The organism is Aeromonas sp. 602200, from assembly GCF_049173895.1.
In the GTDB taxonomy this organism is placed as follows: domain Bacteria; phylum Pseudomonadota; class Gammaproteobacteria; order Enterobacterales; family Aeromonadaceae; genus Aeromonas; species Aeromonas veronii_A.
Map to the genome: position 1 here is coordinate 422342 of NZ_JAAKSL010000001.1, position 25754 is coordinate 448095.

At 59.7% G+C, this 25754-nt stretch carries 22 protein-coding genes and 1 other RNA gene; 7 read left to right on the plus strand and 16 right to left on the minus strand.

Going from position 1 to position 25754, the window contains the following annotated elements:
• Positions 1 to 3: 3 nt before the first annotated feature.
• Positions 4 to 438: a hypothetical protein gene (locus G5221_RS01855; RefSeq protein WP_088869114.1), complete on the minus strand. Its 435-nt coding sequence runs from the start codon at positions 436 to 438 to the stop codon at positions 4 to 6.
• A gap of 358 nt (positions 439 to 796) precedes the next feature.
• A complete protein-coding gene (locus G5221_RS01860; protein WP_043819760.1) occupies positions 797 to 2212 on the minus strand; it encodes a GumC family protein in 1416 nt (471 codons plus the stop codon).
• A 157-nt stretch (positions 2213 to 2369) separates the two neighbouring features.
• On the opposite strand from G5221_RS01860, the gene G5221_RS01865 reads away from it, so the two are divergent.
• From G5221_RS01865 to G5221_RS01875, 3 genes are read left to right on the plus strand one after another with little or no spacing between them, the layout of a single operon-like run.
• A complete protein-coding gene (locus tag G5221_RS01865; RefSeq protein WP_421262699.1) occupies positions 2370 to 3509 on the plus strand; it encodes a glycosyltransferase in 1140 nt (379 codons plus the stop codon).
• A gap of 31 nt (positions 3510 to 3540) precedes the next feature.
• Entirely contained in the window at positions 3541 to 4734 is a 1194-nt protein-coding gene (locus tag G5221_RS01870) for a glycosyltransferase family 2 protein (protein ID WP_421262700.1), read from the plus strand.
• Entirely contained in the window at positions 4731 to 5366 is a 636-nt protein-coding gene (locus G5221_RS01875; RefSeq protein WP_021230259.1) for a sugar transferase, read from the plus strand. Before G5221_RS01870 ends, G5221_RS01875 begins: the two co-directional genes overlap by 4 nt.
• A 285-nt stretch (positions 5367 to 5651) precedes the next feature.
• Here G5221_RS01875 and G5221_RS01880 read toward each other — a convergent pair whose 3' ends face one another.
• From G5221_RS01880 to G5221_RS01905, 6 genes are all read right to left on the minus strand, one after another.
• Positions 5652 to 6653, minus strand: coding sequence for a glycosyltransferase family 4 protein (locus tag G5221_RS01880; protein WP_421262701.1), 1002 nt, complete (start codon positions 6651 to 6653; stop codon positions 5652 to 5654).
• 80 nt (positions 6654 to 6733) lie between these two features.
• The gene (locus G5221_RS01885; protein WP_421262702.1) at positions 6734 to 8224 is read right to left on the minus strand and encodes a SpoIIE family protein phosphatase; all 1491 of its coding nucleotides are present in this window, start codon (positions 8222 to 8224) and stop codon (positions 6734 to 6736) included.
• A 23-nt stretch (positions 8225 to 8247) separates the two neighbouring features.
• Positions 8248 to 8916 (minus strand): tyrosine-protein kinase family protein, encoded by a 669-nt coding sequence (locus tag G5221_RS01890; RefSeq protein ID WP_005360129.1) that lies wholly within the window; start codon positions 8914 to 8916, stop codon positions 8248 to 8250.
• 1 nt (position 8917) lies between these two features.
• Positions 8918 to 11023, minus strand: coding sequence for an SLBB domain-containing protein (locus G5221_RS01895; protein ID WP_236316733.1), 2106 nt, complete (start codon positions 11021 to 11023; stop codon positions 8918 to 8920).
• Between the two features lie 18 nt (positions 11024 to 11041).
• Positions 11042 to 11458, minus strand: a complete 417-nt coding sequence (locus G5221_RS01900) for a hypothetical protein (RefSeq protein WP_005351415.1) — start codon at positions 11456 to 11458, stop codon at positions 11042 to 11044.
• Positions 11455 to 11805 carry an STAS domain-containing protein gene (locus tag G5221_RS01905; RefSeq protein WP_005333409.1) on the minus strand — a complete coding sequence of 117 codons (351 nt, stop codon included), beginning with the start codon at positions 11803 to 11805 and terminating at the stop codon, positions 11455 to 11457. The genes G5221_RS01900 and G5221_RS01905 overlap by 4 nt, the downstream gene beginning before the upstream one ends.
• A 338-nt stretch (positions 11806 to 12143) precedes the next feature.
• Between G5221_RS01905 and G5221_RS01910 the strand changes: the two genes are divergently transcribed.
• Both G5221_RS01910 and G5221_RS01915 read left to right on the plus strand, forming a co-directional pair.
• Positions 12144 to 12635: a molybdopterin-dependent oxidoreductase gene (locus G5221_RS01910; protein WP_421262703.1), complete on the plus strand. Its 492-nt coding sequence runs from the start codon at positions 12144 to 12146 to the stop codon at positions 12633 to 12635.
• Positions 12636 to 12643: 8 nt separating this feature from the next.
• A complete protein-coding gene (locus G5221_RS01915; RefSeq protein ID WP_203118039.1) occupies positions 12644 to 14470 on the plus strand; it encodes an ATP-binding protein in 1827 nt (608 codons plus the stop codon).
• Between the two features lie 317 nt (positions 14471 to 14787).
• Here G5221_RS01915 and ffs read toward each other — a convergent pair.
• The 8 genes from ffs to G5221_RS01955 all read right to left on the minus strand — a co-directional run bounded on the left by ffs (position 14788) and on the right by G5221_RS01955 (position 22667).
• Positions 14788 to 14884, minus strand: an RNA gene (ffs, locus tag G5221_RS01920) — signal recognition particle sRNA small type.
• Between the two features lie 102 nt (positions 14885 to 14986).
• Positions 14987 to 15775 (minus strand): sulfite exporter TauE/SafE family protein, encoded by a 789-nt coding sequence (locus tag G5221_RS01925; protein WP_421262704.1) that lies wholly within the window; start codon positions 15773 to 15775, stop codon positions 14987 to 14989.
• Positions 15776 to 15880: 105 nt separating this feature from the next.
• A complete protein-coding gene (arcD, locus tag G5221_RS01930) occupies positions 15881 to 17317 on the minus strand; it encodes an arginine-ornithine antiporter (RefSeq protein WP_421262705.1) in 1437 nt (478 codons plus the stop codon).
• 358 nt (positions 17318 to 17675) lie between these two features.
• Positions 17676 to 18455, minus strand: a complete 780-nt coding sequence (locus tag G5221_RS01935; RefSeq protein WP_202002484.1) for an SDR family oxidoreductase — start codon at positions 18453 to 18455, stop codon at positions 17676 to 17678.
• A gap of 52 nt (positions 18456 to 18507) precedes the next feature.
• Positions 18508 to 19410, minus strand: a complete 903-nt coding sequence (gene mmsB, locus G5221_RS01940; protein WP_421262706.1) for a 3-hydroxyisobutyrate dehydrogenase — start codon at positions 19408 to 19410, stop codon at positions 18508 to 18510.
• A gap of 51 nt (positions 19411 to 19461) precedes the next feature.
• On the minus strand, positions 19462 to 20574 hold the full coding sequence (locus G5221_RS01945) for an enoyl-CoA hydratase/isomerase family protein (RefSeq protein ID WP_421262707.1): 1113 nt from the start codon (positions 20572 to 20574) through the stop codon (positions 19462 to 19464).
• Between the two features lie 18 nt (positions 20575 to 20592).
• Complete coding sequence (locus G5221_RS01950) at positions 20593 to 21375, minus strand: enoyl-CoA hydratase (RefSeq protein WP_181222554.1); 783 nt, start codon at positions 21373 to 21375, stop codon at positions 20593 to 20595.
• Positions 21376 to 21509: 134 nt separating this feature from the next.
• Positions 21510 to 22667: an acyl-CoA dehydrogenase family protein gene (locus tag G5221_RS01955; RefSeq protein WP_421262708.1), complete on the minus strand. Its 1158-nt coding sequence runs from the start codon at positions 22665 to 22667 to the stop codon at positions 21510 to 21512.
• Positions 22668 to 22971: 304 nt separating this feature from the next.
• Here G5221_RS01955 and G5221_RS01960 point away from each other — a divergent pair, with 304 nt between their 5' ends.
• Positions 22972 to 24114, plus strand: a complete 1143-nt coding sequence (locus tag G5221_RS01960) for an isovaleryl-CoA dehydrogenase (protein ID WP_421262709.1) — start codon at positions 22972 to 22974, stop codon at positions 24112 to 24114.
• Positions 24111 to 25745, plus strand: a complete 1635-nt coding sequence (locus G5221_RS01965) for a carboxyl transferase domain-containing protein (RefSeq protein WP_421262710.1) — start codon at positions 24111 to 24113, stop codon at positions 25743 to 25745. The genes G5221_RS01960 and G5221_RS01965 overlap by 4 nt, the downstream gene beginning before the upstream one ends.
• Positions 25746 to 25754 lie beyond the last annotated feature (9 nt).

The following is a 25754-nucleotide window of genomic DNA, read 5'->3' on the forward strand; positions in this document are numbered from 1 at the left end:
TTGTTAAGCATTCAGCTTTTCGATTGTGCCCTGTATTGGCAATTTCTGTTCAAAAAACACTCTAAAAGAAATGTGAAGATCTTGAATCCAAATTTCACTATTTTTGGCTTCTAGAAATTTCAATAACTTTTCAGGTATTGGCTCTTTTTGGTAGTGAAATGTAGCATTTCTAAAAAGTCGCAAAGCATCTATAAAGTCGGTTCTTTCTAATAGCAAATCTATTTTATCATTAGAAAAACCCTTCTCTCGATAGCCTTCCACAACAACGTATAACAATGAATAAAAAACTGAAATCCGACGAAATGCAGAACCAAACTGAGAGAGTGTTTGTAATTCACTTGGAAATATCCCATCGACAGGAATATCGGCACTAATTACGACTTTTATAGCATCAGCATTTAACCAATGTGAATGTAATGCGACCATGTTTTGGTCCATACTCTCTCCTTTAAACCTAAAAGTAATTATATGGATCACACGATTAATATGTTATTAACGCCTTCCATCTAACTCCGCCCTACCACTCGTCATAACAACCAATAGATAATATTAAAATCACTGTATTACCAACCAGCGCCTGATTCATAAGTCCATTATCAATAGCCTTGAGCCGGCTCCACTTTTAACACTGGGTATGACCACAGTCAACAAACGGAAATAGAAAATGCAGCCTATCTCCTCTTTTATCGGCTTGCCGCGATGTTTACTCCACCATCTTCACGATATAAAAAAGGCCTCATTAAGAGGCCTAATCAGAAATATCCAGATTCAGGCTGATAGCCCGCTTTTACGGCAATCACCCCGGCTCTGGTGACATGGGCAGCACCTGCCCATCGAGCGCCTGATCACTATGGGATGGATAGTCCGGCACCGGCTCGCAGTAGGGAATCCGGCTTAGAACCGGTGCCTTGACCAGGGCGGCCAGCTGATCGGAGCGGCGCAGGCTGGCATCCGCCAGTTCGGCCACCAGCGCAAGACCGCAGCCGAGCCCCAGCCCGCCAACAATGCCCGCCAGCAGAAACAGCCAGAGCGGGTAGTTGCTCGGCTTGCTGGGGGCAAAGGGCTTGTCGATCACCTTGATCCGCTCCCCCTGCTCGAAGTTGCCCAGATCGCCGGTCACCTTGGCCTTCTCATAGCGCAGCAGCAAATCCTGATAGAGAGTGCGCTTGACCGCAAGATCCCGCTCCAGCTCGGCGAGCTGGCGCTCGGTATCCCCCTGGGAGTCGACCACCTTGTCCAGCCCATCCAGCTGGCTCTTCAAGCCGGCGGCGTTTTGCTCCGCCTCCGTCAGCTGCGTCTGGGCCAGCTGCCACTCGGGCCCGCGGGCCATATCCGGCTGGGATTTGAGCTGCTCGAACTCCTGCTGCAACTGGTCAATCTGATAGCGCAGACTCTGCACCTTGCTGTGCTCGTCGCTGTAGCGGGCCCGCAGCAACACCAGCTCGGTGCGCATCAGCTGCAGCTTCTCATCCAGCTGGCGGGCCAGCTGACTCTCCTGCCCCAGCGATAGCTGATCGACCCGGGCCTTGGCCTGCTGCAAGGTGATCAGGCTCTCGGCATAGCGCTCCTGCAAACCATAAAGACGGGCGACGTTGGTACTCTGCTGCTGGGGCAAGGCGCTGGCATGCTCCCGTTTAAAATCGGCGAGCAGCTGCTCGGCCGCTTGCAGTTCGCTGCGGCGGCTGTCGAGCTGGCTTTGCAGGAAACGTTCGGACGATTCCGCCGACTGGCGCCCCTTGCTGAGCAGGTTGAAGAAAAAGCGCCGCGAAATGGCTTCGAGCAAACCGGCGCTGTTGGCCGCCGAATCCGCCTTGACCTTTATCTCGATCACCTCATCGCCGATCAGCCGCAGCGAGACGGCACTCGAGAGCCAGTCCATGATGGCATCGCGCTGGGCTGGGGGGGTCTCATCATTGACCAGACCGCGATCCCGCGCCACCCCATCCAGTACATAACGGCTGCGCAGCAGGGCTTCAAGCACCGCAAAGCGATCTTTCAGGCTCTCCTGAGTGATCAGATCCTTGAGGGTCGGTGTCTGGTTGGCATCTTGCGGCACCATAAAGGTGGTGCGGCTCTCATACTCCTTGGGGGTGAGCAAGCCGACCGTCACGCCCACCAGCGGCATCACCAGTACCGGGATCACCAGCAGATAGCGACGGCGCCAAGCGGCAAAGAGAATGATGTAGAGGTTGTAATAGAACTGGACAGGCATGGCATCACTCCCTGAGAAAAGCCCTCCCCCCGCACGATGCAAGGGCAGTGCCACCAGAGGTGCTGATCGCCTCTGTGGGCAGATCGCAAGAGTGGTACAAGATTCGCATTCTCCCGCTATCCGGGGTGTCACCCCTTCCCTTGCCGGAGCGCGAACCATGTTGTCATCAACCCCGTCGCACAGACCCCATCCCCGTAGGGGCGCCAGCGCCCAGTCCGTCGTGCAACCTGTCGTACAAATCGTGCAGCACCTGCAGCCCGGCGGGCTGGAGACCATGGTGCTCAACCTCACGCAGGCAAGCCCTGCCGAGCAGCCGGTGCATATCATCTCCCTCGAAGGGCGCAAAGGGGGTGTGTTAAGGGCGTGGCCCGCCCTGCATCCCTTTGCTGGCAATATTCACTGTCTGGAAAAGCCCGCGGGCTGGTCGCTGGAAACCCTCTGGCGGCTCACCCGGTTGCTGCGCCAGCTGAAGCCCGTCGCGGTACATACCCACCATCTGGGGCCCATGCTCTATGGCGGTCTGGCCAGTCGGCTGGCACGGGTGCCCACCCTGGTACACACAGAGCACGATGCCTGGTATCTCGATGATCCCCATCAGCGCACGCTGGCCCTGTGGGGACTGCGCGCCTTCAAACCCATTCTGGTGGCCGATGCCACGCCGGTGGCCAACCAGCTGCTGGCCAAGCTGGGCCAGCTGTCGCCAACCGTGATCCCCAACGGCATCGATGAGCAGCGCTTTGCCCCGGGCGCCGCCGCCCTCGCCCGACAGGAGATGGGGCTGCCGCTGGGGGTCAAGTTGATTGGCTGCGCCGCCCGCCTTGAGTCGGTCAAGGGACATAACTTGCTGCTGGAGGCGATCCGCACCCTGCCAGAGGAGGTGCATCTTGCGTTGGCAGGGGTCGGCAGTTTGCAAAATGCGTTGCAACAACAGTGTCAGCAACTGGGGATCACCCATCGGGTCCATTTTCTGGGGCTGGTCGAGAACATGCCGCACTTCTATCAGGGGCTGGATCTTTTCTGCCTCCCCTCGCTGGCGGAGGGGATGCCGCTCTGCGTGCTGGAAGCGCAGGCCTGCGGGGTGCCGGTGGTGATGAGCGATGTGGGGGCGGCCAGAGAGATCGTCTGTCAGGCCAGCGGCCATATTCTGTCGGAGCGGGATCCCGGCCGCCTTGCCCAGCTTCTGGCACAAGGGTTGCTGCAGTGCCATAGCCTGCGTGCCGTCACCCGACAGTTTGTGTGCCAGCAAGGCAGCTTGAGCCGGATGGCTCAGGCCTATCAGCAGCTCTACAGCCGCTGATCAAGCGACCCGATGACCAGAGGAGCATCCCATGGAGTGGATCATGATCGTGTTCTGGCTGTGCGCTGTACTGGTGGTCTACCACCATGTCGGCTATCCCCTGCTGCTCAAATTCGGTGGTCGGCAGGCGCGCAAGGTGGCCAATCCGCCCCGCCCACTGGATCGGGGATTCAAAACAGACGCAGCCGATGAGGCGCTGCCGACCATCACCCTGCTGATGCCGGTCTACAACGAGGCGGCGACCATCGCGGCCAAGCTGCAAAACCTCGCCAGCCTCGATTACCCCGCCGACAAGCTGTGGGTGCATGTGCATTTCGACGGCTGCAGCGACAACAGTTACCCCATTGCGCTGAGCCAGCTCGGTGATCCCGCCCTGCAGCAGTTGCAGATCAGGCTGTTTGATCACCCCCGCAATCGCGGCAAGGTCGCCGTGCTCAACGAGGCCATGACCCGGGTGCACAGCGATCTGGTGGCCCTCACCGATGTCTCGGCCCTGCTGCCCATCGACAGCCTGCTGCTGGCGGTCGCCCATTTTGCCGATCCCAAGGTAGGGGTGGTCGGGGAAGCGTACCGCTTCTGGCAACCGGGCTCCCAGGGCGAGGAGAGTTACTGGCACTATCAAAGCCAGATCAAGCTCTGCGAATCGGCCCTTGGCGGCATGCTGGGGGCCCACGGGGCCTTTTACATGATTCGCCGGGAGTGCCTCACCCCGCTGGCCGCCGATACCATCAACGACGATTTCATCTTGCCGATGCAAGCCATCGTCAAGGGGTATCGGGCTGTCTACGACAATCGCTGCGCCGCACTGGAGCTGGAAGTTTCCGATGCCGCGCTGGAGGCGACACGGCGCCAGCGGATCGGGGCTGGCAACACCCAGCAGCTGTTGCGGTTACTGCCCCTGCTGCACCCCAAGTTCGGCTGGGTTGCCTTCAACTTTGCCAGTGGCAAGGGGCTGCGGGTGTTGATGCCGCTCTGCCTGACCCTGCTCTGGCTCTGCGCCATCCCGCTTGCCACCCAATCCCTGCTGTTTCAGCTGCTGCTGGGACTGCAACTGCTGGGGTATCTGCTGGTCATCCTGATCCAGCTGACCCCTGTCCACCCCTGGCCCAATCTGTTTCGCAAGATCCACTATCTGGTACTCGGACACTGGTACAACGGCATGGGCACCCTGCGCTACTGCCTGCGCGCCCCTATACGTTTCATGTCACAGGAGAAAGCCGTATGACACACCCCATTCCAAGATTGACCCTGGTGGTCAAACGCAGCATGGATTTGCTCGGTGCCACTCTTGGCCTGCTGCTGACGCTGCCATTGTGGCCGCTGATCATGCTGGCCATCCGGCTCGATAGCCCGGGGCCTGTGTTCTTTCGTCAGCTGCGGATCGGGCGCAGCCACGCCACCCATACCGAGCTCTTTTTCATGATCAAGTTTCGCACCATGCGCGCCGACGCCGAGGCGGCCACCGGGCCGGTCTGGTGTGGCAAGGGGGACAGCCGGATCACCCGCAGCGGCAACTTTCTGCGCAAAACCCGGCTTGATGAGCTGCCGCAGTTTATCAATGTGCTCAAAGGGGAGATGTCGCTGATCGGCCCCCGCCCGGAGCGACCCGGGATCGCCAACCGGCTGGAAGATGCGGTGCCGTACTTTATCGAACGCACCTATGAAGTGGCCCCCGGCATTACCGGTCTGGCGCAGGTCAATCAGGGTTACGACGAGTCGCTGGATGATGTGCGCAGCAAGCTGGCGTTCGATCTGGCCTACTCGGTCGCCCTGCTCCACCCCTGGCGCTGGCTGGTGCAGGATGTGCATATCATCGGCAAGACGATCGCCATCATGGTCGGCAAAAAGGGGCGCTAATCCCGCCGCGCCTACCTCAACCACATCTCAACGCCCATCAGGCCATTGCCACTGCAATGGCCTTTTTTATGACGCATCGTTGTGGCACGTCGCGTTGATCACAGAGAAGCCAGCGACCTGATCGCCATTATCTGGCCCCATCCACAGGCCGGATGTCCGCTTGACCAACCGCAGAAACCCAAGCGTTGCGTGATCACAGAAGCAATCCGCCCCTGCAACCCCTAACACCGGCACATAAAAAACGAGTGGCCAGCGGCCACTCGTTTTGACAGGTTTCTCCGTGATTCAGGCGCCGTAGACGGCCAGAATATCGGCCACTCTGTTGCTCACGCTGTAACCCCTGGCGATGGTGTTGCGGGCCGCCTGACTCATTTTGCTGCGCACCACCCCATCGCTGCGCAGCCAGTAGTTGACCAGCTCCGCCATATCCCGCACATGGCCGGGCTCCACCAGCCAGCCATTGGATTTGTGATCGATCAGGTTGACCAGGCCCCCCACCGCAAAGGTACAGACTGGTATGCCGTGAGCCATCGCCTCCAGGGCCACCAGCGGCAACCCTTCAAAGCGGGAGGTGATGCAGAGCAGGTCGATGTTGTGCCACTCATTGGCCATGTTCTGGAAACCATGAAGCTGGACGCGATCACCATACTGCTGCAACAAGGCACTTTTCATGGGGCCATCCCCGTAGAGATGAAACGCCCCTTCCGGGCAGAAGGCTGCGAGCTGGCAGAACGCCTCCGGCCCCTTTTCCGGCGAGAGGCGGCCGACAAAGGCAATCCGGTTGCCAGTTACCGTAGCCGGCGTCGCAGGCATGGGGACAAAGTTGCTGATCACCGTGCTTGGCACAGGCAATTTGCGAGCGATGGGCTCGCTCACTGCAATACACTTCGCAAAACGCGCTGTAGTGCGATCCAGCCAGCTGTAAAACTTCAGCAACCCCTCCCCGTCATCCCCACTGTGAAAGGTCGAAACCACCGATTTACCGGTGAACCAGGCTGTCAGCCGCCCCAGCACCCCGGCCTTGTAGCCGTGGGTATGGATCAGCACAGAAGCAGGCTGGCGGGCCAGACGGCGCATAAAATCGCGGCTATTTTGGCACACCTCGTAGGGCAAGCCCTGCTGTTTGAGCAGGGTCGTAAAAGGGGTCATACCGTGGTTGCTCACCAGCACTATGGTGGGGCGAAATCCCCTGGCCAGCAGATCGTTGGCCAAGTGGATAATGTGAACTTCTATTCCACCGACCTGACGCGCATCGATGGCCAGCCAGATCTGCTGCATGGGTAACATAAGGCCCTCCTCCCGTGGCTCCATGCCACCTGAAATGAGGCTTTGCATAGAGCGGGCCAGTCAGGCAAAGAGGGGCAGGATCAGGCGCCGGGACAGGCGACCAGCAAGAGGGTCATGTCATCGAGGGCAGCATCATTGATGCGTTCATCAAACCAGCGGGCAATGCGATGAGCCAGTTGCTCAAGACCGGGCCCCGAAGTCAGGCAGATCTCTTTTAGCTGCGACTCCCAGCGCTGGCGCTCTGCGGCATCACGGCTATCGAGCAGGCCGTCGGTCCAGAACAGCAGGATCTCGCCGGGCTTGAGCTGACGCTCATTGGTCACGAAGTGGGGATCCGGGCGTAAACCGGGCAAGGGACCGGTCACGCCGACCTGACGGATGGTGCCGGGCCCAACCAGCCAGGGCGCAGGGTGGCCCGCGCTGGCCCACTGCACCCGCCCCTCGTTGCCGAGTTCAATGCAGAGGGTGGTGAGCAGGGTAGCCCCGAGGAGCGGATCACTGTGAACCGCATTGGACAAGATGGTCAGCAAACGGGCGGGGGCGCGCTCCAGATCGTGTGCCGTCAGCAAACCGCGCAGATAACCGGCATAGGCATGGGCAAAAAACTTGGCTTCTGCATCGTGGCCCATCACATCCCCGAGCCACAGCACCCGATCCTTGACCAGCAGAAAGTCCCCGCCCCCCACGGTGGCCGCACGGGTTTGCAACGCCAGCTGGTATCCCCCTATGGAGGTGGCGGGCAATAACGGGCGCAGCGCCGAGGTCATGCGCTGATCCAGCTGCTCGCCCCATTGCGACTTGAGCTGCTGCGAGCGTTGCAGCACCCGCGAAACCGCCAGCAATAGGTCCTGCTTGGTGATGGGTTTGACCAGAAAGTCATCGATCCCCAGCGCCCCCGCCCGACTCTGGGTCCACTGATCCTGATGACCGGTCAGGAAGATAAAGGGCACCCCCTTCATCTTGGGATCCTTCATCAACTGCTGGCGCAGCCCAAAGCCATCGATCCCTTCCATCTCGATATCGGAGAGCACCAGCGCGGGAGGTTGCTTTCCGAGCGCCAGCAGAGCGGCATGGGAGTCGGCATAACTTTCAACCCGGTAGTGCTCATGGAGATAGGCGGTGAGCAGGGCACGCATCACCTTATCATCGTCGATCACCGCGATCACCGGCAGCTGGTTGACCGGGCCCTGCTGGCGAAGGGTCACGCGATTGCGATCATCGTCGCGAGAGAAGTGCACCTCGGCAAACAGCTGGTGCACCAGCGCCAGCCCGTATCCCCCCTCCTGCAGCTCATCGGGTAACGGCGCACTGGCAAGACCGGGTTGCGGGCCGCCATCATCCTCCAGTATCAGACTCAAGCCCGTTTCATCCTCTTTCAGAGTGAGCCAGAGCCGGGTCGCGGGAGGCGCTGTGTGTTTGACGCTATTGGTGGCCAGCTCACTGAAACAGAGCAGCCAGTTGGCTTGATCCTTTGGGGAGACCTGAAACAGGGAGAGTCCCTGCGCCAGCCGGTTGCGCAGTTCGCGCACCGACTGCAGGGTTGCCGGAGCAGATCGCAACCAGTCATCCATATCGGGCCTCCATCAGCGGGCGATCAGATCCGGAAATTGAGCAAGGCACTGCGCCGACACCAGCGCTTGAGCCATTCGGTCACCCGGTTGCTGGGCAGCCGGTTGAGCTCGCGCAGGATCTCGCTGGCCAGCCCCGGGTTGAGCTTGTCGTTATAGACTGCGCCAATCAGATTGGCCTCGGCACGGGTCAGTTTATCCACCGCACTTTGTACCACGGTCGTCGGCGTCACTCCCGCCAGCACCACCAGCAGCGCCCCTTCACAGGCCCCACACACCTGATCGGCTGGAATATTGCCCCGATTGAGGGCGGTGAGCGGCGAGGTATCGAAGATCACCACATCGTAGTGCTCGAGCCAGCGAACCAGCAATTGGCGCAAGGTATCCTTGTTGCGAAAAGCCATCAGATCCTTACCCGGCGCCGGGAGCAGGGACAACGACCGGCCAGTGGCCACCGGCTCGGGCACATCATTGGGCCCCCAGGCAACCGCCGTGGCGCGGCCGGGGTGATAGAGATTGAGATCCACCAGCAGGGTGCGCAGCCCATCCGCTTCCGAGCGCCTTGCCAGCGCATCGCAGATGGAGCTCACCCCCTCTCCCCCTTCCGACGAGGTGACCGCCAGCGAGCGGATCCCCCGAGCGACCGTCGCCGCGTAGAGGGATTCGAGCTCCAGGTATTGAATGGGGATGCTCATATCAAAGCGTCCCGACCAGGGCCACCACCGAAATCGTGGTCAGGATGTCGCGCATGCCATCCATGAAGATGGCCCAGTTGCTGCTTTTGCTGTCAGGGATAAAGACGGTGTCCCCTGCGCGCAGCACCGGTAACTGGCTAAAGTCGGGCTCTTTGGCAAAGCCGTCGAGATCGAAGCTGCGGGCCTGATCCCCCTGACCACTGGTGGCCATGTTGATCACCACAATCTTCTTGATATAGGCGCTGCTGGTCGGGCCCCCCGCCTCGGCCAGCAGATCCAGCAGGGTCATGGAGGAGTCAAAGCGGTAGCGACCGGGACGGGCTATCGCTCCCAGCACCCGAATGGTGTTCTCCTTCGGCTCGTCGAGCCAGGGACGATTCTTCTCCGGCAGGTAGATGGAGTCGCCGGGCAGCACCTTGGGCAGCAAGGTTTCATCGCCGGTTTCAAAGTAGAGAGCAAGGTCGAGCTTGCTGACCCGCGCAGTGCTGCCACTGCGATGGGCGATACGCACATTGCGCAGATCCGCCGCCGCAGTCGGACCATCGGCGGCAGACAGGATGTCGATAAACCCCATCTGCTCATTGAAGGCATAGCGACCGGGGGCTCCGACCTGACCGAAGATATAGATGGAACTGTCCGGTGACTGGCGCACCCACTGGGACTTGTTGTCACTGGGATCGGTGGGCAGCTCGGGGATCATGATGGTGAATCCGGCCCGGATCTTCGGCAGGCTGGCCAGCGCCCCGCCCTGATGAAGGAACTTGTCGAGATCAAACAGGGTCGGCGTGGCCTGCCCCCCTTCGGCGGTCAGGATCTGCACCTTGGCGATATCGGCCCGCTCGTTGGGTCCTCCGGCGTGGGCGATCAGATCCAGCAGCGACATCTCGTCAGACCATTCATAGCGGCCCGGGATCCGCACCGCCCCCATCACCATCACCGCCCGCCCGGGTGCCACCTTCAACCAGGACTTCTCGTTGATATCGGTTTTTTCCGGCACAAAGATGGCATCACCGGGTTTGACTTGGGGCAGCGCCTTTTGCATCCCTTCGGTATAGGCCTGCAAGTCGATGGGTTCGATCGTGCCATCGGTGCGCAGCAAACGGATCTGGCGACTCTCGGCATAGCGGGTCGGGCCGCCGGCATTGGCCAGAATATCGAGGAAGGAGTCCCCTTCCCGCCCCTCATAGGCGCCGGGTTTGAACACCTCGCCCATGATGTAGATGGTGCGCGCCCCCCGTTTTATCTGCTCTTCATCCTTGGGCACGAAGATGGTGGCGCCCGGCGCCAGATTAGGGAGCAGCTTGTTGTTGCCGGAGTCGAGATAGGCTTTGAGATCGAACAACTCGGGGGCATCACCATTGATCACCCGGATCCGCTCCACCCCGGCAAAACGGGTCACCCCACCTGCCCGCATCAGCAGATCCACGATGGAGTTGCCACTCTTGAAACTGAAGGCGCCGGGGCTGTTGACCTCGCCAAACACCTTGATCGCCTTGCCGGTATCCCCATCCCCGCCTGCCGCCAGGGTTGCCGCATCAAAATCGATCTGCACGTTGCCGATCAAAGGGGATGCTGGCACGAACACCACATCAAGGGATTGCAATGGCGGCAACAGGCTGGCATCGCCGGTATCGAGATAACGCTTGTAGTCGAAGCTAGAGACCGTGCTGCCGCGCCGCACCTGCATATTGTTGAGCTGGGCACCAGGCACCAGACCGCCAGCGGCATCGAGGGCCATCTGCACGTTGCCATCGGGCGCCAGATCATAACTGCCGGGCTTTTTGACATAGCCCATCACGCTGATCAGCAGCCGCTTCTCCAGCAAGGTGACGGTCAATTGAGAGAGGTTGTTGTAAACAGGTTTGAGGGCGGTGCGGATCAGCTCATCCGCCTGTTGCAGGGTCTTTCCCCCCACCACGACGTTGCCGACTTCAGGCAGTGCAATCTCCCCCTGCTTGTTGATCTGGAAAGGCTGATCAAAAGCAGGCTCACCGGGTTGCACTATGGCCAACCGATCACCGGGAGCCAACAAGGTGGAGGCCAGTAACGGGCAGGTGAACAACAGCAAGAGAACACAGATCAATCCTTCGAGAGCGCCCCGTTTCATAGACATCCTTTTCGTCTGTTACGTCTGCCCCCATTGGCGTAAGGGGAGCCCTGACCAATCAGCACGACAGCCATCCGCTGTTGTCTGTTGCAGCCGCAAACGTACTTGTTGTAGTGATTGTGCCAACACGGTCTGACGCCAGGCTACATCCGACCAGAGCCGTCCGTGCATATCCCGTTCGATATCAATACGTTGAGATTGTAGTCGTTTCAACTCGGCAGGCATACACCCCTGCAGACTCGCTTGCTTTAATTCCGTCAGCTGCAAGTCGAGTTCCTTCTGACGCTCATCATAACGAGACCAGACCCGCCGTTCATCCTCATTGACCGGAATACGGGTGGGTCTTGCCTCTGCCATGCCGCCATACCCCTCCGGCGGCCACTGCGCACAACCCGACAGCAGAATGGACGAAAGCAGGATACCAAAGCGTTTCATGATGCAGCGGCCATCATGCCACGGGAACGCATATAGGCCTTGATGCTCTCATGGCAGGGGATCACCCGGTCGATATGCAACATCTCCAGCAGGTCATGAGGTTGACCGGGTCCACAGACAAGGGCCATCTGATGCCCGTTCATAATCAATCTTTTATAGAGAAATACCAAGGCTCCGATCCCCGATGAATCAATAAAATGAACATCGCTGATATCGGCCAGGATATCTCCCGGGTGGGTCGAGAGGGTTTCAAACAACGGGCGGAGCTCACTGACGGCCATCGCGTCAAACTCGTTTTCCAGTACCACTACCTGGATATCATTAAGGGTGTAAGTCATGCTTTCCATCGCTAGCTCCTTGTCGATTCTCAGACTATTTGCTGTCACGGCATTCAGCACGTTGCAAATGTTATGCCGGGCAGTGCCACGGCACTTGTTCTCCAAATGATACTCTTTGCTCCTTATTCACCGACACCCACTCCTCGTTTTGATTGCCAAATTGCAATTAACCTCCCCCGCACGTTGCAAACTGCAATTCACCTTGGCCGAGATCGCCCGATAACAGGCTAAATAGCTGATAATTCAAGCCCATTAGACTGGGCCCGATTATTGCTTACCCTTGGACACAGCTCACAAGCCACCGTTGGCTCGGCCCCCATGCCGCCATTTTCCAGGAAGGAGAGATCATGAAAGCAGGCCTTTACATCGCACCACTGTTGGCAGCCCTTTGCGGCACCGCACACGCAGCCCCCTCCCCTGACAGCACCGTGTTGAAGGTTGAAGGCGCCATCAGCAGCCCCACTCATCAGGCTCTGGCCCTGTGGGACAGCGCCATGCTGGATCAACTGCCGGTACACGAAATCAAAACCCATACCCCCTGGTATGACGAAGCCAAGACTTTTCGCGGCCCGCTGCTGCAAGATGTATTGGCCAAGGTCGGGGCAACCGGCAAACAGCTCACCATTACCGCGCTCAATGACTACTCGGTACAGGTGCCGACAAGCGATGCCGAGCAGTATCGGGTCATCCTCGCCCGCACGATCAATGGCAAGCCACTGTCGGTGCGTGACAAAGGGCCGCTGTTCCTTGTCTATCCGTTCGATCAATATCCCGAACTGCAAAACAAGCTCTATTACGGTCGGGCTATCTGGCAGATCAGCGCGATAAAAGTGGAGTAGATCCCATCATGCGTTCCATGGCGGCCAGTCAACGTTTCTTGTTTGTGGTGCTCTGCGTGCTGCTCCTTGCCTTTGCCGGTATTGGTACCATCCAGTACCGGCAATTTCAGGATCTGCAGCGCAGTACCAGCCAGGGCGAAGACAACGTGATGTGGAACTATTTCCAGCTCTATAACGAAGCGCTGCGTTTTCAAAGCTCGCTGCTCCATGAGTCGCAACCGACCTTCCAACTCAGATACGATATTCTGGTCAGCCGCATGGATCTGGTGTTGGAGAGCAAGGATCGCAGCCTGCTTCAGCAAACAGAGATCTACCAGCAGGCAAGCAAAGCCATTCGCTCCTACATCTCTCTGGCGGATATCTGGCTCGGGCCGGAAGCCACCAAGCCGCTCGACAATCTTGCCCATCAGGAGCTGCGCCAACAGCTTGCCTCCCTGCTTCCCCTGCTCCATCAGCTGACTCTGGAGGTGAACCAGCAGGCGACCCTGTTTGATGTGGCACGTCGCGACAGCGTGAGGGAGCAGATCATCACGACGACACTCATCGCGACCCTGCAATTTGCGCTGCTCTTTGTGCTCGCCCTGCTGATCTGGCGGCAAATGAATATCTCGTTTCTGCAACACAAACTGATGCAGCAGCTCAATGACAAACTGCTGCGGGCAAATCAGGCGGCAGAGGCCGGCACAAGAGCCAAAAGCAGCTTTTTGGCCAACATGAGCCATGAAATTCGCACCCCCATGAATGGCATTCTCGGCATGCTCTCACTGCTGGCCGACCGGGATATGGATCCGAGGGAGCGAGACTATCTGGAGACGGCGCGGGAATCGGCAAACCATCTGCTCGGTCTGCTTAACGACATTCTGGATGTATCCAAGCTGGAAGAGGGCAAGATCGAGCTGCAACTGGCCCCCCATCACTTGCCTCAGCTGCTGGAGGATATCCGGGCCCTGATGCAGAGCAACTGCGATGCGAAAGGGATCAAGCTGACCCTAGCTGTTGCCCCCGATACGCCAGAGTGGTTGATGATCGACCCGCTGAGGGTGCGCCAGGTCCTCTTCAATCTGGTGAGCAATGCCATCAAGTTCACCCATCAGGGGGAAGTAAAGATCCATGTTGATAGCACCCTGTTGGAGCAGGATCGCCACTCGATACGCATCTCGATCCAGGACACCGGGATCGGCATGAGCAAAAGTCAGTTAAAGAACCTGTTTCAACGTTTCGCCCAAGCGGATGTCTCGATCACCCGCCAATATGGCGGATCGGGCCTGGGACTTGAAATATCCCGTAACCTCGCACGCCTGATGGGCGGCGATATCTCGGTAGAGAGCAGCGAGGGACATGGCAGTACTTTTACCTACATCTGGCCCGCTAGAGCCACGACCCCCTCGATTGTTTGCCTGCCGTCCAAGCCGCTGGATCAGGAGAGCTATCGCATCTTGCTGGTTGATGACAATGCCACCAACCGCAAGGTGATCGGCGCCATGCTCGACTCCGTGGGCCATCAGGTCACACTGGCCGTTCAGGGAGAAGAGGCGCTGGAGAAACTGGGTCACACCGAATTTGATCTGGTGTTGATGGATGTCCAGATGCCAGTGATGGATGGCCTGGTGGCCACCACCCGGATCCGCACCTCCCAGATGCCTTGGGCAGATATCCCCATCATCGCCCTGACTGCTGATGCGATGCCGGAATCCAAGCAATACTATCTTTCCCATGGCATGAACGGGTATATCACCAAGCCCATCAATAAAGAGACGCTGTTAAGCGAGATAAACAGACATATTTCCCATGGGCGGCTCAAATACAACACAGCCATGCGTGTCACCAAGCAATAAAACCGCGGATTCCGGGCTACTGAGTGCTCATGTGGGGCAACATTGACGTCTGCAGGCAACTGAATGGGCTTGGGTCTGGAACCCACGCAGGCAAGCCGCTTCGCAACAGCTGCACGGGCCGTCGGCTTGTCTCGGGTATGCAGGGATTTTTTGATCTCTTTGCGGCGACCACAGGGGAGCGTGGTGACTTTCCGGTAATACCAGATGCCGTGGGGACTGAGCCAGAGATTCATCGATGAGCTCCTCGTCGTCCACACAAAGTGGATGACCAAGGGCTTTAGGAAGCTAACTTATTGAATTGCAGAAACAAGTGGTGGCCCTACCAGCCACATCCCGGCACTCGAGTCCCCCGCCTTGGCTGCTACCTTCCGGTCCTGACCAGGTCGACGGGTTATCAATGCGAGAGGACCAATAGGACCACCGGCGAGGAGAATAGGCAAACTGGGCGTTCAATGCAACGGCTTTCTACCCTTCGATTGTTCGTTTGCCTTATTTTTCAACAATCTGCCGAATGAATCAGCTAAACAGCATAAATTTCGCCCCCACCAGCAGCATCAGCAGAGCAAATGCCTGCTTGAGGCGTCTTGGTGACAATCGGTGTGCCAGCTTGGCACCAAGGCGGGCAAACTGGGTACTGGTCAGCACAATGCCCAGCAGGGCGGGCAGATAGATGTAGCCCACACTCCACTCGGGCAGATCGGCATGACCCCAACCCGCATAGAGGTAGCTGAGGCACCCCGCCAGCGCGATGGGCATGCTGCAAGCTGCAGAGGCCGCTACCGCATTGCGCATTGGCACCGAGTTCCAGCTCAGATAAGGGACGGTCAGCGAGCCACCGCCAATACCAAACAGCGCTGACATCCAGCCAATGATGGTACCGGCGATGCCTGTGCCGAACGCTCCTGGCAGGTGTCTTTCCGCCTTGGGCTTGAGGTTAAGCCCCATCTGCAGCGCCATAGTCCAGGCGAAGCAGCCGATAATGATATTGAGGGTACTGGCACTGAGCAGATTGGCCGTCATACCACCGAGCCAAGCACCAACCAACATACCAGCCCCTAATCGGCGGATCATCACCCAGTCGACGGCGCCCGCTTCCTGGTGCGCTCTAAGCGAGCTGAATCCGGTAAAGATCATGGTGGGAAGGGAAGTGCCCAGGGCCAAATGGGTAATGATTTCGGGTTCAAATCCCATCGCCCGAAAACTGACCACCAGCACGGGAACAATGATCAATCCACCGCCAATCCCGAACAACCCCGCCAGCATACCGGCAAAGGCCCCCAGCAGGAGGTAACCCATAAACAGCATAAAAATTCCTGTGTTAAACAAAAACTGGCCAACACGGCCGGGCAACAGTGGATATCTGCATGAAAAAAAAGAGATGGCGCGAGGGCCATCTCTTCATTGTGCCGGTTAGTGCAGTGGAATGGTACCGTCCATCACCTTGTAGAAGGCCAGCACGGCACAGCCAAGCAGGGCCGCCGTCATTCCCTGCTCCAATCGGTTAAGGCCGCGCAGACCGTGATGCTGACGCGCCTTCCAGTAGATGAAGATGCCCGGGCTGTAGAGCAGCGCCACCAGCAACAGGTACTCAACACCGGCTGCGTAGACCAGCCAGCAGCCGTAAACCGTCGCCACCATGGCCAGCAGCAGGTCACGCTTGCGCTGATGGGGTTGACCCTGATAGGTCTCCCCTTTCAATGCCAGCTTCAGGCCATAAGCGCCCGAAAAGACGTAAGGCACCAGCGCCGCCGAGGTTGCGATGTTGACCAGCGCCAGATAGGTGCTGCTCTGGAAGTAGATGATGATCAGGAAGATCTGCACCAGACAGGTAGAGCACCAGAGGGACACCTGCGGCGAGCCGTTCTTGTTCTCCTTGGCAAACCAGCCCGGGAACACACCGGTCTTGCCCGCGATGTAGGGCACTTCAGCGGCCAGCACGGTCCAGCTGAGCAGAGCACCCATCACCGACACCACCAGACCGATGTTGATAAGCCAGGCGCCCCAGGGGCCGACCACGGCTTCGAGGATCATGGCGGTCGAAGGGTTCTTGAGCGCCGCCAGTTGCGGCTGGCTCATGACACCCAGCGAGAACAGGGTCACCATCACGTAAAGCGTCAGGGCGCCGAGCAGCGCCAGCACGGTGGCACGGCCCACATCCTTGCGATGACGGGCACGGGCAGAGACCACCACGGCCCCTTCAATCCCGATAAAGACCCAGAGGGTCACCTTCATGGTGGACTTGACCTGATCCATCACGGAGCCCAGCTCCATGTTGTTCTGGCCCCAGATATCCAGAGTGAAGGTATCCATGTTGAAGGCCAGCAGGATCGCGACACAGAAGACGATGAGCGGCACCATCTTGGCGATGGTGGTGACGATATTCACCAGCGCAGCGACCTGCACCCCGCGCAGCACCAGCGCATGCACCGACCAGATCAGGATGGAGGCCAGCGTGATGGCCACCGGCGTATTGCCGTCACCGAAGATGACGTGATCCGGCGTATCGAAGAAGTAGCTGAGCGCGCTGAATACCACGATGGCGTAAGAGACGTTGGCCAGCAGTTGGCAGAGCCAGTAACCCCAGGCGGCGTTGAAACCGATGAAATCGCCGAAACCGGCCTTGGCATAGCTGAAGATACCGCCATCGAGATCGGGGCGGCGCATGGAGAGGTTCTGATAGACCAGCGCGAGACAGATCATGCCAAGACCGGTGATGGCCCAACCCAAGGCGACCGCCCCGGCACTGGCATGCGCAGCAATGTTTTGTGGCAGACTGAAGACCCCGGCGCCGACCATGGAGCCGATCACCAGCGAAATGAGGGCGCCCAGCCCTAGTTTCTTGTCCATTTCAATCCTGTTTATTTAGGCGGCGGCAGAGCGTCCGTATTCATACTGCGCGCAATATGGGAGGGGCTGGGAATCCTGACCCCGTGAAAAAGGCGGCAACTATATTGCATGACTATTCCGACCGCAATCCCTCGTCCCGTCAATCATGCACCGCCTTGACCGCGCGCAATTTTACAGCACTGACCCATATGGCCTGTGAGCTGGCTCAAATTAACCAAGACCCATTGATATTTCTCATTTTTCTGCCAACACAACCTGACTCGCATGGTTCCTATGCATCGCCATTCAGGCACTCTCTGTATAAATAATCTGCATAAAAAAGCCCCGGTGGAAACACCGGGGCCCATTATGTAAATCCCTATAAACGCAAACCGCCATCCAGTTCTATCATCCGCCCCGACAGATAGTCGTTGGCAAAAATAAAGCTCACCGTCTCGGCCAGCTGTTGCGCCTCGCCAAGGGTGCCGACCGGAATGGCCTGCTGCATCCGCGCCATCGCCTCCGGCTTCATCGCCGCCGTCATGTCGGTGGCAAACACCCCGGGGGCAATCCCCATCACCCGAATGCCATGGCGCGCCAACTCCCGCGCCCAGGTCACCACCAGCGAGGCAACCCCTGCCTTGCTGGCGGCATAGTTGCTCTGGCCAATATTGCCGGCGCGGGCGATGGAAGAGATGTTGATGATAACGCCCCCCTGCCCCCCTTGCGCCATCAGCGCCGCCCCCTCGCGACCGCAGAGGAAGGTACCTGTGAGGTTGACGTCAATCACGCTCTGCCACTGGGCCAGCGTCATCTTCTCCACCAGCTCCCCCTCTTTCACCTTGATCAGCATGCCATCGCGCAAAATGCCGGCGCAGTTGATAAGACCGTGCAGCACGCCAAAACGCCCCTTGATGGCAGCAAAAACCGACTCAACCTCGGCTTCGCTCGCCACATTGCAGACAAACAGCTCGCACTGGCTATCTTGATCGCACTGATCATTCTGGCTGCGCACCAAGGCTGCGGTCGCCTCCAGATCGACGCGATTGATGTCGAGCAGTGCCAGCGTCGCCCCCTGTGCGCCCAGGGCCAGCGCAATGGCCCGTCCCAAGCCACGTCCGGCGCCGGTAATAACGATGACCTTATCTTTGATATCCATCAATGCTCCTTGTAGCTGGTCGAAGGGAGATGCCTTGAAGAGAGGTGGCCCGTCAGGCGGGATCCTGTTTATCCAGATAGAGTTCGACGATGCTGGAGAAATCGCGGCTCCCCTGCCCCTTAGCGGCATGCAGGTTGAACAGGTTACGCGCGAGCGCCCCCATGGGCACAGCGCTGTGGCCATGCTCGGCCAGCGCCATGGCCAATCCCAAATCTTTCACCATCAAACGGGTCATAAAGCCCCCCTGATAGTTGCGGGCGGCAGGGACATTCTCCATCACCCCGGGCCAGGGGTTGTAGCGCTCCAGACTCCAGTTGTTGCCGGAGCTCTTGCCCATGATGGTGGAGAGCACGGCGGGATCCAGCCCCTCCTTCACCCCGAGGGCCAGCGCCTCGGCAGTGCCCGCCATATGGATCGCAAGCAGCATGTTATTACACATCTTGGCGATCTGCCCAGCGCCCAGCGTCCCTGCGTGAAACAGGTTCTGCCCCATGCAGGCGAGCAGGGGCTTTGCCGCCTCGAAATCGGCTGCGTCGCCGCCAACGATAAAGGTGAGCGTCCCGGCGGCTGCACCGGCGACACCGCCCGATACGGGGGCATCGATAAAGCGCAAACCGCGGGCGCGGGCCGCCTCCCCGACCTGACGGGCAGAGTCGACATCGATAGTTGAGCAGTCGATCACCAGTGCGCCAACCGGCAGGGCTGCCAGCAGATCCTGCCCCTCAGACAACCAAAGATCGCGCACATGCTCCCCCGCAGGGAGCATGCTGATCACCACCTCGCAGCCGGTCACCGCCTCACGGGCATCCCCCGCTGCGATGCAGCCAGCGGCGATAGCGTGCTCAATGTTTTGGGCAACCAGATCAAACACCTGCACCGTATGCCCGGCCCTGGCCAGATTGGCCGCCATGGGCCCCCCCATATTGCCGAGCCCGATAAACCCTATCCTTGTCATCCCGCTTGCTCCTTGCATTGCTGATGGCGGCGTCCGCCGGTTGCCAAGATGTTATTCCTTGCAGGCCAACGGATTGCGCCCCTGCGGCCAGCGATAGAACTCGTCCAGCCATTCCCCCTCCGGTGGCAACTGTTGCCAGCGGGGATCTTTATCCTTGTCGATCAGCAGTGCCCGTACCCCTTCCACAAAATCCCCCTTCAGCACGCAGTTGACCGAGAGGGTCAGCTCCTCGGCAAATACCTCGGCCAGGGAGTAGCGGCGAGCCTGCCAATATTGGCGCCACAAAATGGCGCGGCTGATGGGGCTGCCGGTGCGGCAGATCTGCTGCGCCTGCTGGAGTACCGCCTCCTGTTCATCGAAATGGGCGCTGAACAGCCGCGCCAATACCCCTTGCAACGTGCGTCCCGCCAGCAAGGCATCGATTTTCTGTTGATGGGGTAGCAGCACTGGCGCTGGCAAGCGGGCCACCACCTCACGGTGCAACCCCCTGAACAACTGATCGATCTGCTCACGGGGATCACCACTAGCAGCCCAGTCGAGTACGGCGAGGCGTGACAACAGCGCACTGTGCTCGCCACTGGCGATGGCGTGATCCGCCAACCCCACCCCAAGGGCATCTGCGCCATTAAAGCGGGCGCCAGTCAGACCGAGCCAGAGCCCGAGTCGCCCCGGCATCCGGCTTAAAAACCAGCTCGCTCCCACGTCGGGGTAGAGTCCTATGGTTACCTCCGGCATGGCGAACAGGCTCTTTTCGGTCACCACCCGAAAATCGGCACCGGCAAACAGGCCAATACCGCCCCCCATGCAGATACCGTCAGCCACGCAGATAAGGGGCTTGCGGTAAGAGTGGATGTGGTGGTCGAGCCGGTACTCCTGCTCGAAAAAGTCGCGGGCATATTCGAACAGTTCCGATCCGCTTGCCTCCTGTTTGCGGTAATAGAAGGAGCGGATATCGCCACCGGCACAAAATGCCTTCTCACCCATCCCCTGCAGCAGTAAACAGACGATGGCGGGATCCTGCTCCCAACGGGTCAGCATCTGTTGCAGGATCTGGATCATCGGCAGGCTCAATGCGTTGAGAGACGCAGGGCTGTCGAGGGTCAACACCCCGACCTGATGGCCATCTTCGGTGGGATAACAGCTAACCTTGACCGACTCACTCATAAACGGCTCCGTATGGATTTATTCTGTTGGGCCATATTGCCAGCGCGGTAAGCGTTTCTCCAGGAAGGCGGCCACCCCTTCACGCTGATTGGCTTCGCTAAAGAGATCGAGAAACAGCGACCGCTCAAGGGGCAAGGCGGCATCACGCGGGCCACTGCGGCCCTGATTGATCAGGGTTTTGCAGGCGCGCAGGGCGCTCGGGCTCTGGCGCTCCACCAGATGGGCCATCTGGTGCGCCGCCTCCCATGCCTGACCGGTTTTCACCACCTCCTCCACCAGCCCCATCTCGTAGGCCAGCGAGGCACTCACCTTCTCACCGCAGAGGATCATCCGCTTGGCCCAGCCCGGCCCCACCAGTTCGGTCAAACGCTGGGTGCCACCGGCACAGGGAAGCAAGCCCACCGAGGCTTCCGGCAGTCCCAGCAACGCCTGCTGCTCGGCGATGCGGATATCACAGGCCAACGCTACTTCCAGGCCACCGCCCATGGCATAACCATTGATGGCGGCGATACTGACGCCATGAAAACGGGCCAGCGCCTCGAAGGCCTTGCCAAAGGCCTCGGCTACTTCGCGGGCCAGCTCGACATTCCCCTCGACAAACATATTGAGGTCGGCACCGGCGCAGAAAAATTTGTCGCCCGCACCACGGATCACCAGCGCCACCACATCGGGACGACTGTCGAGCTCCACCATCATCTGCAAAAAGGCCTGCAGGCTGGCGAGGGTCCAGGTATTGGCAGGGGGATGGTCGAGGGTGATATAGGCCACGTGGCCATGATATTCGAGTCTGATCCTTGTCATAACATTGTCCTTGTCGATGAAGCTGCCGCCATGATGACAGGCTTGAATGACGCCAACCTGTGGCTGGCTCACAAAGCCGAAACCGGGATGGTGCAATCGGGTGGCAGGCAACACACCCTTGATGCGACCACCGGTTAGCCCAGCGACAAACCGGGATCGGCCAGCATGCGGCGCGCGATGATGAGTCGCATCACCTCGTTGGTGCCCTCCAGAATGCGGTGTACCCGTGTATCGCGCAGATAGCGCTCGAGCGGATACTCGCGGATATAACCATAGCCGCCAAAGAGTTGCAGAGCCTCATCACAGATTCGATAACCCACATCGGTGGCAAACCGTTTGGCCATGGCACACCAGGCACTCTTGTCCGGTGCCCCACGATCCAGCTTGTCGGCGGCCTGACGCACCAGCAAACGAGCGGCAGCCAGCTCGGTCGCCATATCGGCCAGGCGAAACTGCACGCTCTGGAATTCGCTGATCGGGTGACCAAATTGCTGGCGCTGCTGCACATAGGCCAGCGCATCGTCCAGCGCTTGCTGGGCGGTGCCCACCGAACAGGTGGCAATATTGATGCGCCCCCCATCGAGGGCCTGCATGGCGAACTTGAATCCTTCCCCCTCTTCGCCCAACCGATAACAGGCAGGAATGCGAACCCCGTTGAAAACAACCTCCCGGGTCGGCTGGCTGTTCCAGCCCATCTTCTCTTCTGCTTTGCCATAGCTCACGCCGGGGGCATTAGCCGGCACCATAAAGGCAGAGATCCCCTTCGCACCTTCACCACCGGTACGGGCCATCACCACCAGCACGTCAGTGCTGCCCGCTCCCGAGATAAAGACCTTGGTTCCCTCGATGAGGTAGCTGTCACCCTCGCGCACCGCCCGGGTCTTGAGTGCCGCCGCATCAGAGCCCGCCCCCGGCTCGGTGAGGCAATAGGAGCCCAACAATTCGCCGCTGGCCAGTTTGGGCACCCACTCCTTGGCAACCTCGGTGGACAGCCAGCTGCCCAGCATCCAGCTCACCATGTTGTGAATGGTCAGATACGCAGTGGTCGAGGTACAGCCCATGGCGAGGCGTTCGAAGATGAGGCTCGCATCGAGGCGCGGCAGCCCCAATCCGCCAAACTGCTCCGGGGTATAGAGACCACAAAAACCTAGCCCGGCCGCCTGCTTGATGGTCGGGATCGGAAACTCATGCTCCTTGTCCCAGCGCGCGGCATGGGGTTTGAGCGCCTCATCGGCAAAGGCGGCGGCCGCCTCCACATACGCCTGTTGATCATCGGTCAGGGTAAAATCCATCTTGTCGTTCACTCCCTTGTTGCCCGCATTTATTTTCCTGAGTTGGTGCTTTATGACGCGGCGCCCACACACTGGTCATTCGGATCTGCCACTATGGCGCTGTTGTCGTGGTAGCTGATGACGATCTCACTACCACCGCTTTATCGACACACAACAGATTAACAATTGATTTACGTTTACGCTAACGTAAACTTGTGACAGAAGTGAAGTACAAAAATGGACCGACCACTGCCAACCTTGAAGCCGAGTCAGCCGGTCGAACCCACCTTCCTACCCGACTGTCATATCCGCAAGGAGAGCATGAATGCAGATGGATGAGACCCTGAATGCCCTGACCGAACAGGTTGCGGCCTTCTGCCAGAAAGTGATCGCCCCGCGCGCCAGCGAGATCGATCAGAGCAACGCCTTCCCCCGTGATCTCTGGCCCCGGATGGGTGAACTGGGGCTGCACGGCATCACGGTGGCGGAGGAGTATGACGGGGTAAACCTCGGCTATCTGGCCCACGTGCTGGTGATGGAACAGGTGAGCCGCGCCAGCGCCTCGGTCGGCCTCTCCTACGGCGCCCACTCCAATCTCTGCATCAATCAGATCCACCGCCACGGCACGGCGGAGCAAAAAGCACGCTACCTCCCCCCGCTGGTGAGCGGCGAGCATGTGGGGGCGCTGGCCATGAGCGAGCCGGGAGCCGGGTCCGATGTGGTCAGCATGCGCCTCACCGCGGAGCGCGAGGGCGATCACTTCGTGCTCAACGGCAACAAGATGTGGATCACCAACGGACCCGATGCCGACACCTTCGTCATCTATGCCAAGACAGATACCAGTGCGGGCCCCAAAGGAATTTCTGCTTTTATCGTTGAAGCCGGCACTCCCGGTTTTTCTACCGCCCAGAAGCTCGACAAGCTGGGGATGCGCGGCTCCAGCACCTGCGAGCTGGTGTTCGACAACTGCCGGGTGCCGCAGGAAAACCTGCTGGGCACCCTGCACGGCGGGGTCAAGGTGCTGATGAGCGGGCTCGATTACGAGCGGGTGGTGCTGGCTGCGGGCCCCCTTGGCATCATGCAGGCCTGCATGGATGTAGTGCTGCCCTATGTGCGTGAGCGCAAGCAGTTTGGTCAAGCCATCGGCGAGTTCCAGCTGGTGCAGGGCAAGCTCGCCGACATGTATACCCGCCTCGCCAGCAGCCGGGCGCTGGTCTACTCGGTGGCGAGCGCCTGCGATCAGGGTCGCACCAGCCGTAAAGATTGCGCCGCAGCCATCCTGTTTGCCGCCGAAAACGCCACCCAGATGGCCCTCGACGCTATCCAGCTGCTCGGCGGCAACGGTTACATCAACGAATACCCCACCGGCCGCCTACTGCGGGACGCCAAACTCTACGAGATCGGCGCCGGCACCTCGGAGATCCGCCGCTGGCTGATCGGCCGCGAGCTGATGGGGAATAACGCATGAGCAGGCTCCACTCCCGTCTCGACACGGCGAGCCCGGAATATACGGCCAATCGGGCCGCTATGCAGGGGCTGGTCGACGATCTCCATGCCCGCATTGCCGAGATCGCGCTAGGGGGCGGCGCGGCCAACAACGCCCGCCATCAGGCCCGTGGCAAGCTGCTGCCCCGCGAGCGCATCAATCAGCTGCTGGACCCGGGCTCCCCGTTTCTCGAACTGTCGGCGCTGGCTGGCTGGCAGGTCTATGACGAGCCGGTGCCCGCCGCCGGCATCATCACCGGCATCGGCCGGGTTTCGGGCCGGCTCTGCATGCTGGTGGTGAACGACGCCACCGTGAAAGGCGGCACCTACTACCCGCTCACGGTGAAAAAACACCTGCGCGCCCAGGCCATCGCCGAGCGGCTGCGCCTCCCCTGCCTCTATCTGGTGGATTCCGGCGGCGCCTTTTTGCCGATGCAGGATGAGGTGTTCCCCGACCGGGATCACTTTGGCCGCATCTTCTACAACCAGGCCCGTATGTCGGCCCAGAATATCCCCCAACTGGCGGTGGTGATGGGGCTCTGCACCGCAGGCGGCGCCTACGTGCCCGCCATGGCGGACGAGTCGATCATGGTCAGGGAGCAAGCCACCATCTTTCTGGCGGGCCCGCCGCTGGTCAAGGCCGCCACCGGCGAGGAGGTCAGCGCCGAAGCCCTAGGCGGCGCCGAAGTGCACTGTGCCCACTCCGGCGTTGCTGATCATATGGCCCGTGACGATGCCCATGCGCTGGCCATCGCCCGAACCCTGCTCACCCATCTGGGCAGTGATCATGTTCCGCTCTCGGGTTTGGCATCGGGCAGCCCAACCAACAATGAGCCAGCCTACCCCACTCCCTGTTACCCGATCGAGGAGCTCTACGGTCTGGTGGGCACCAGTCTCAAACGCCCTTACGACGCCCGCGAACTGATTGCACGGCTGGTGGATGGCTCTGACTTTGACGAATTCAAGGCGCTGTTCGGCACCACTCTGGTGACCGGCTTTGCCCGTATTTGCGGCATGGAAGTGGGGATCCTCGCCAACAACGGCGTGCTGCACAGCGACAGCGCCCAGAAGGGGGCCCACTTTATCCAGCTCTGTAACCGGCGTGCCATCCCGCTGCTCTTTTTGCAGAACATCACCGGTTTTATGGTGGGGAGTAGCGCAGAAAAAGAGGGGATCGCCAAGCACGGCGCCAAGCTGGTCACAGCAGTGGCCTGCAGCCGGGTGCCCAAGATCACCCTGATCGTCGGCGGCAGCTTTGGCGCTGGCAACTACGGCATGTGCGGCCGCGCTTATGAGCCCGATTTTCTCTTTAGCTGGCCCAACAGCCGCATCTCTGTCATGGGGGGCGAGCAAGCTGCCGGAGTGCTGGTGCAAGTGCGTCGGGACAAGCTGGCGGCCGAGGGCAAACATTTGAGCGAGCAAGAGGCGGCCGCCATCCGCACTCCCGTGCTTGAGCAGTATGAGCGCCAAGGCCACCCCTACTACGCCAGCGCCCGCCTATGGGATGACGGCGTGATCGATCCGGCCCAGAGCCGTACCGTGCTGGCGCTGGCGCTCGCCGCCTGTCAGGGTGCCCGCATTGAACCCGAGCAGTACGGCATCTTCCGGATGTAAGGAGCAAAC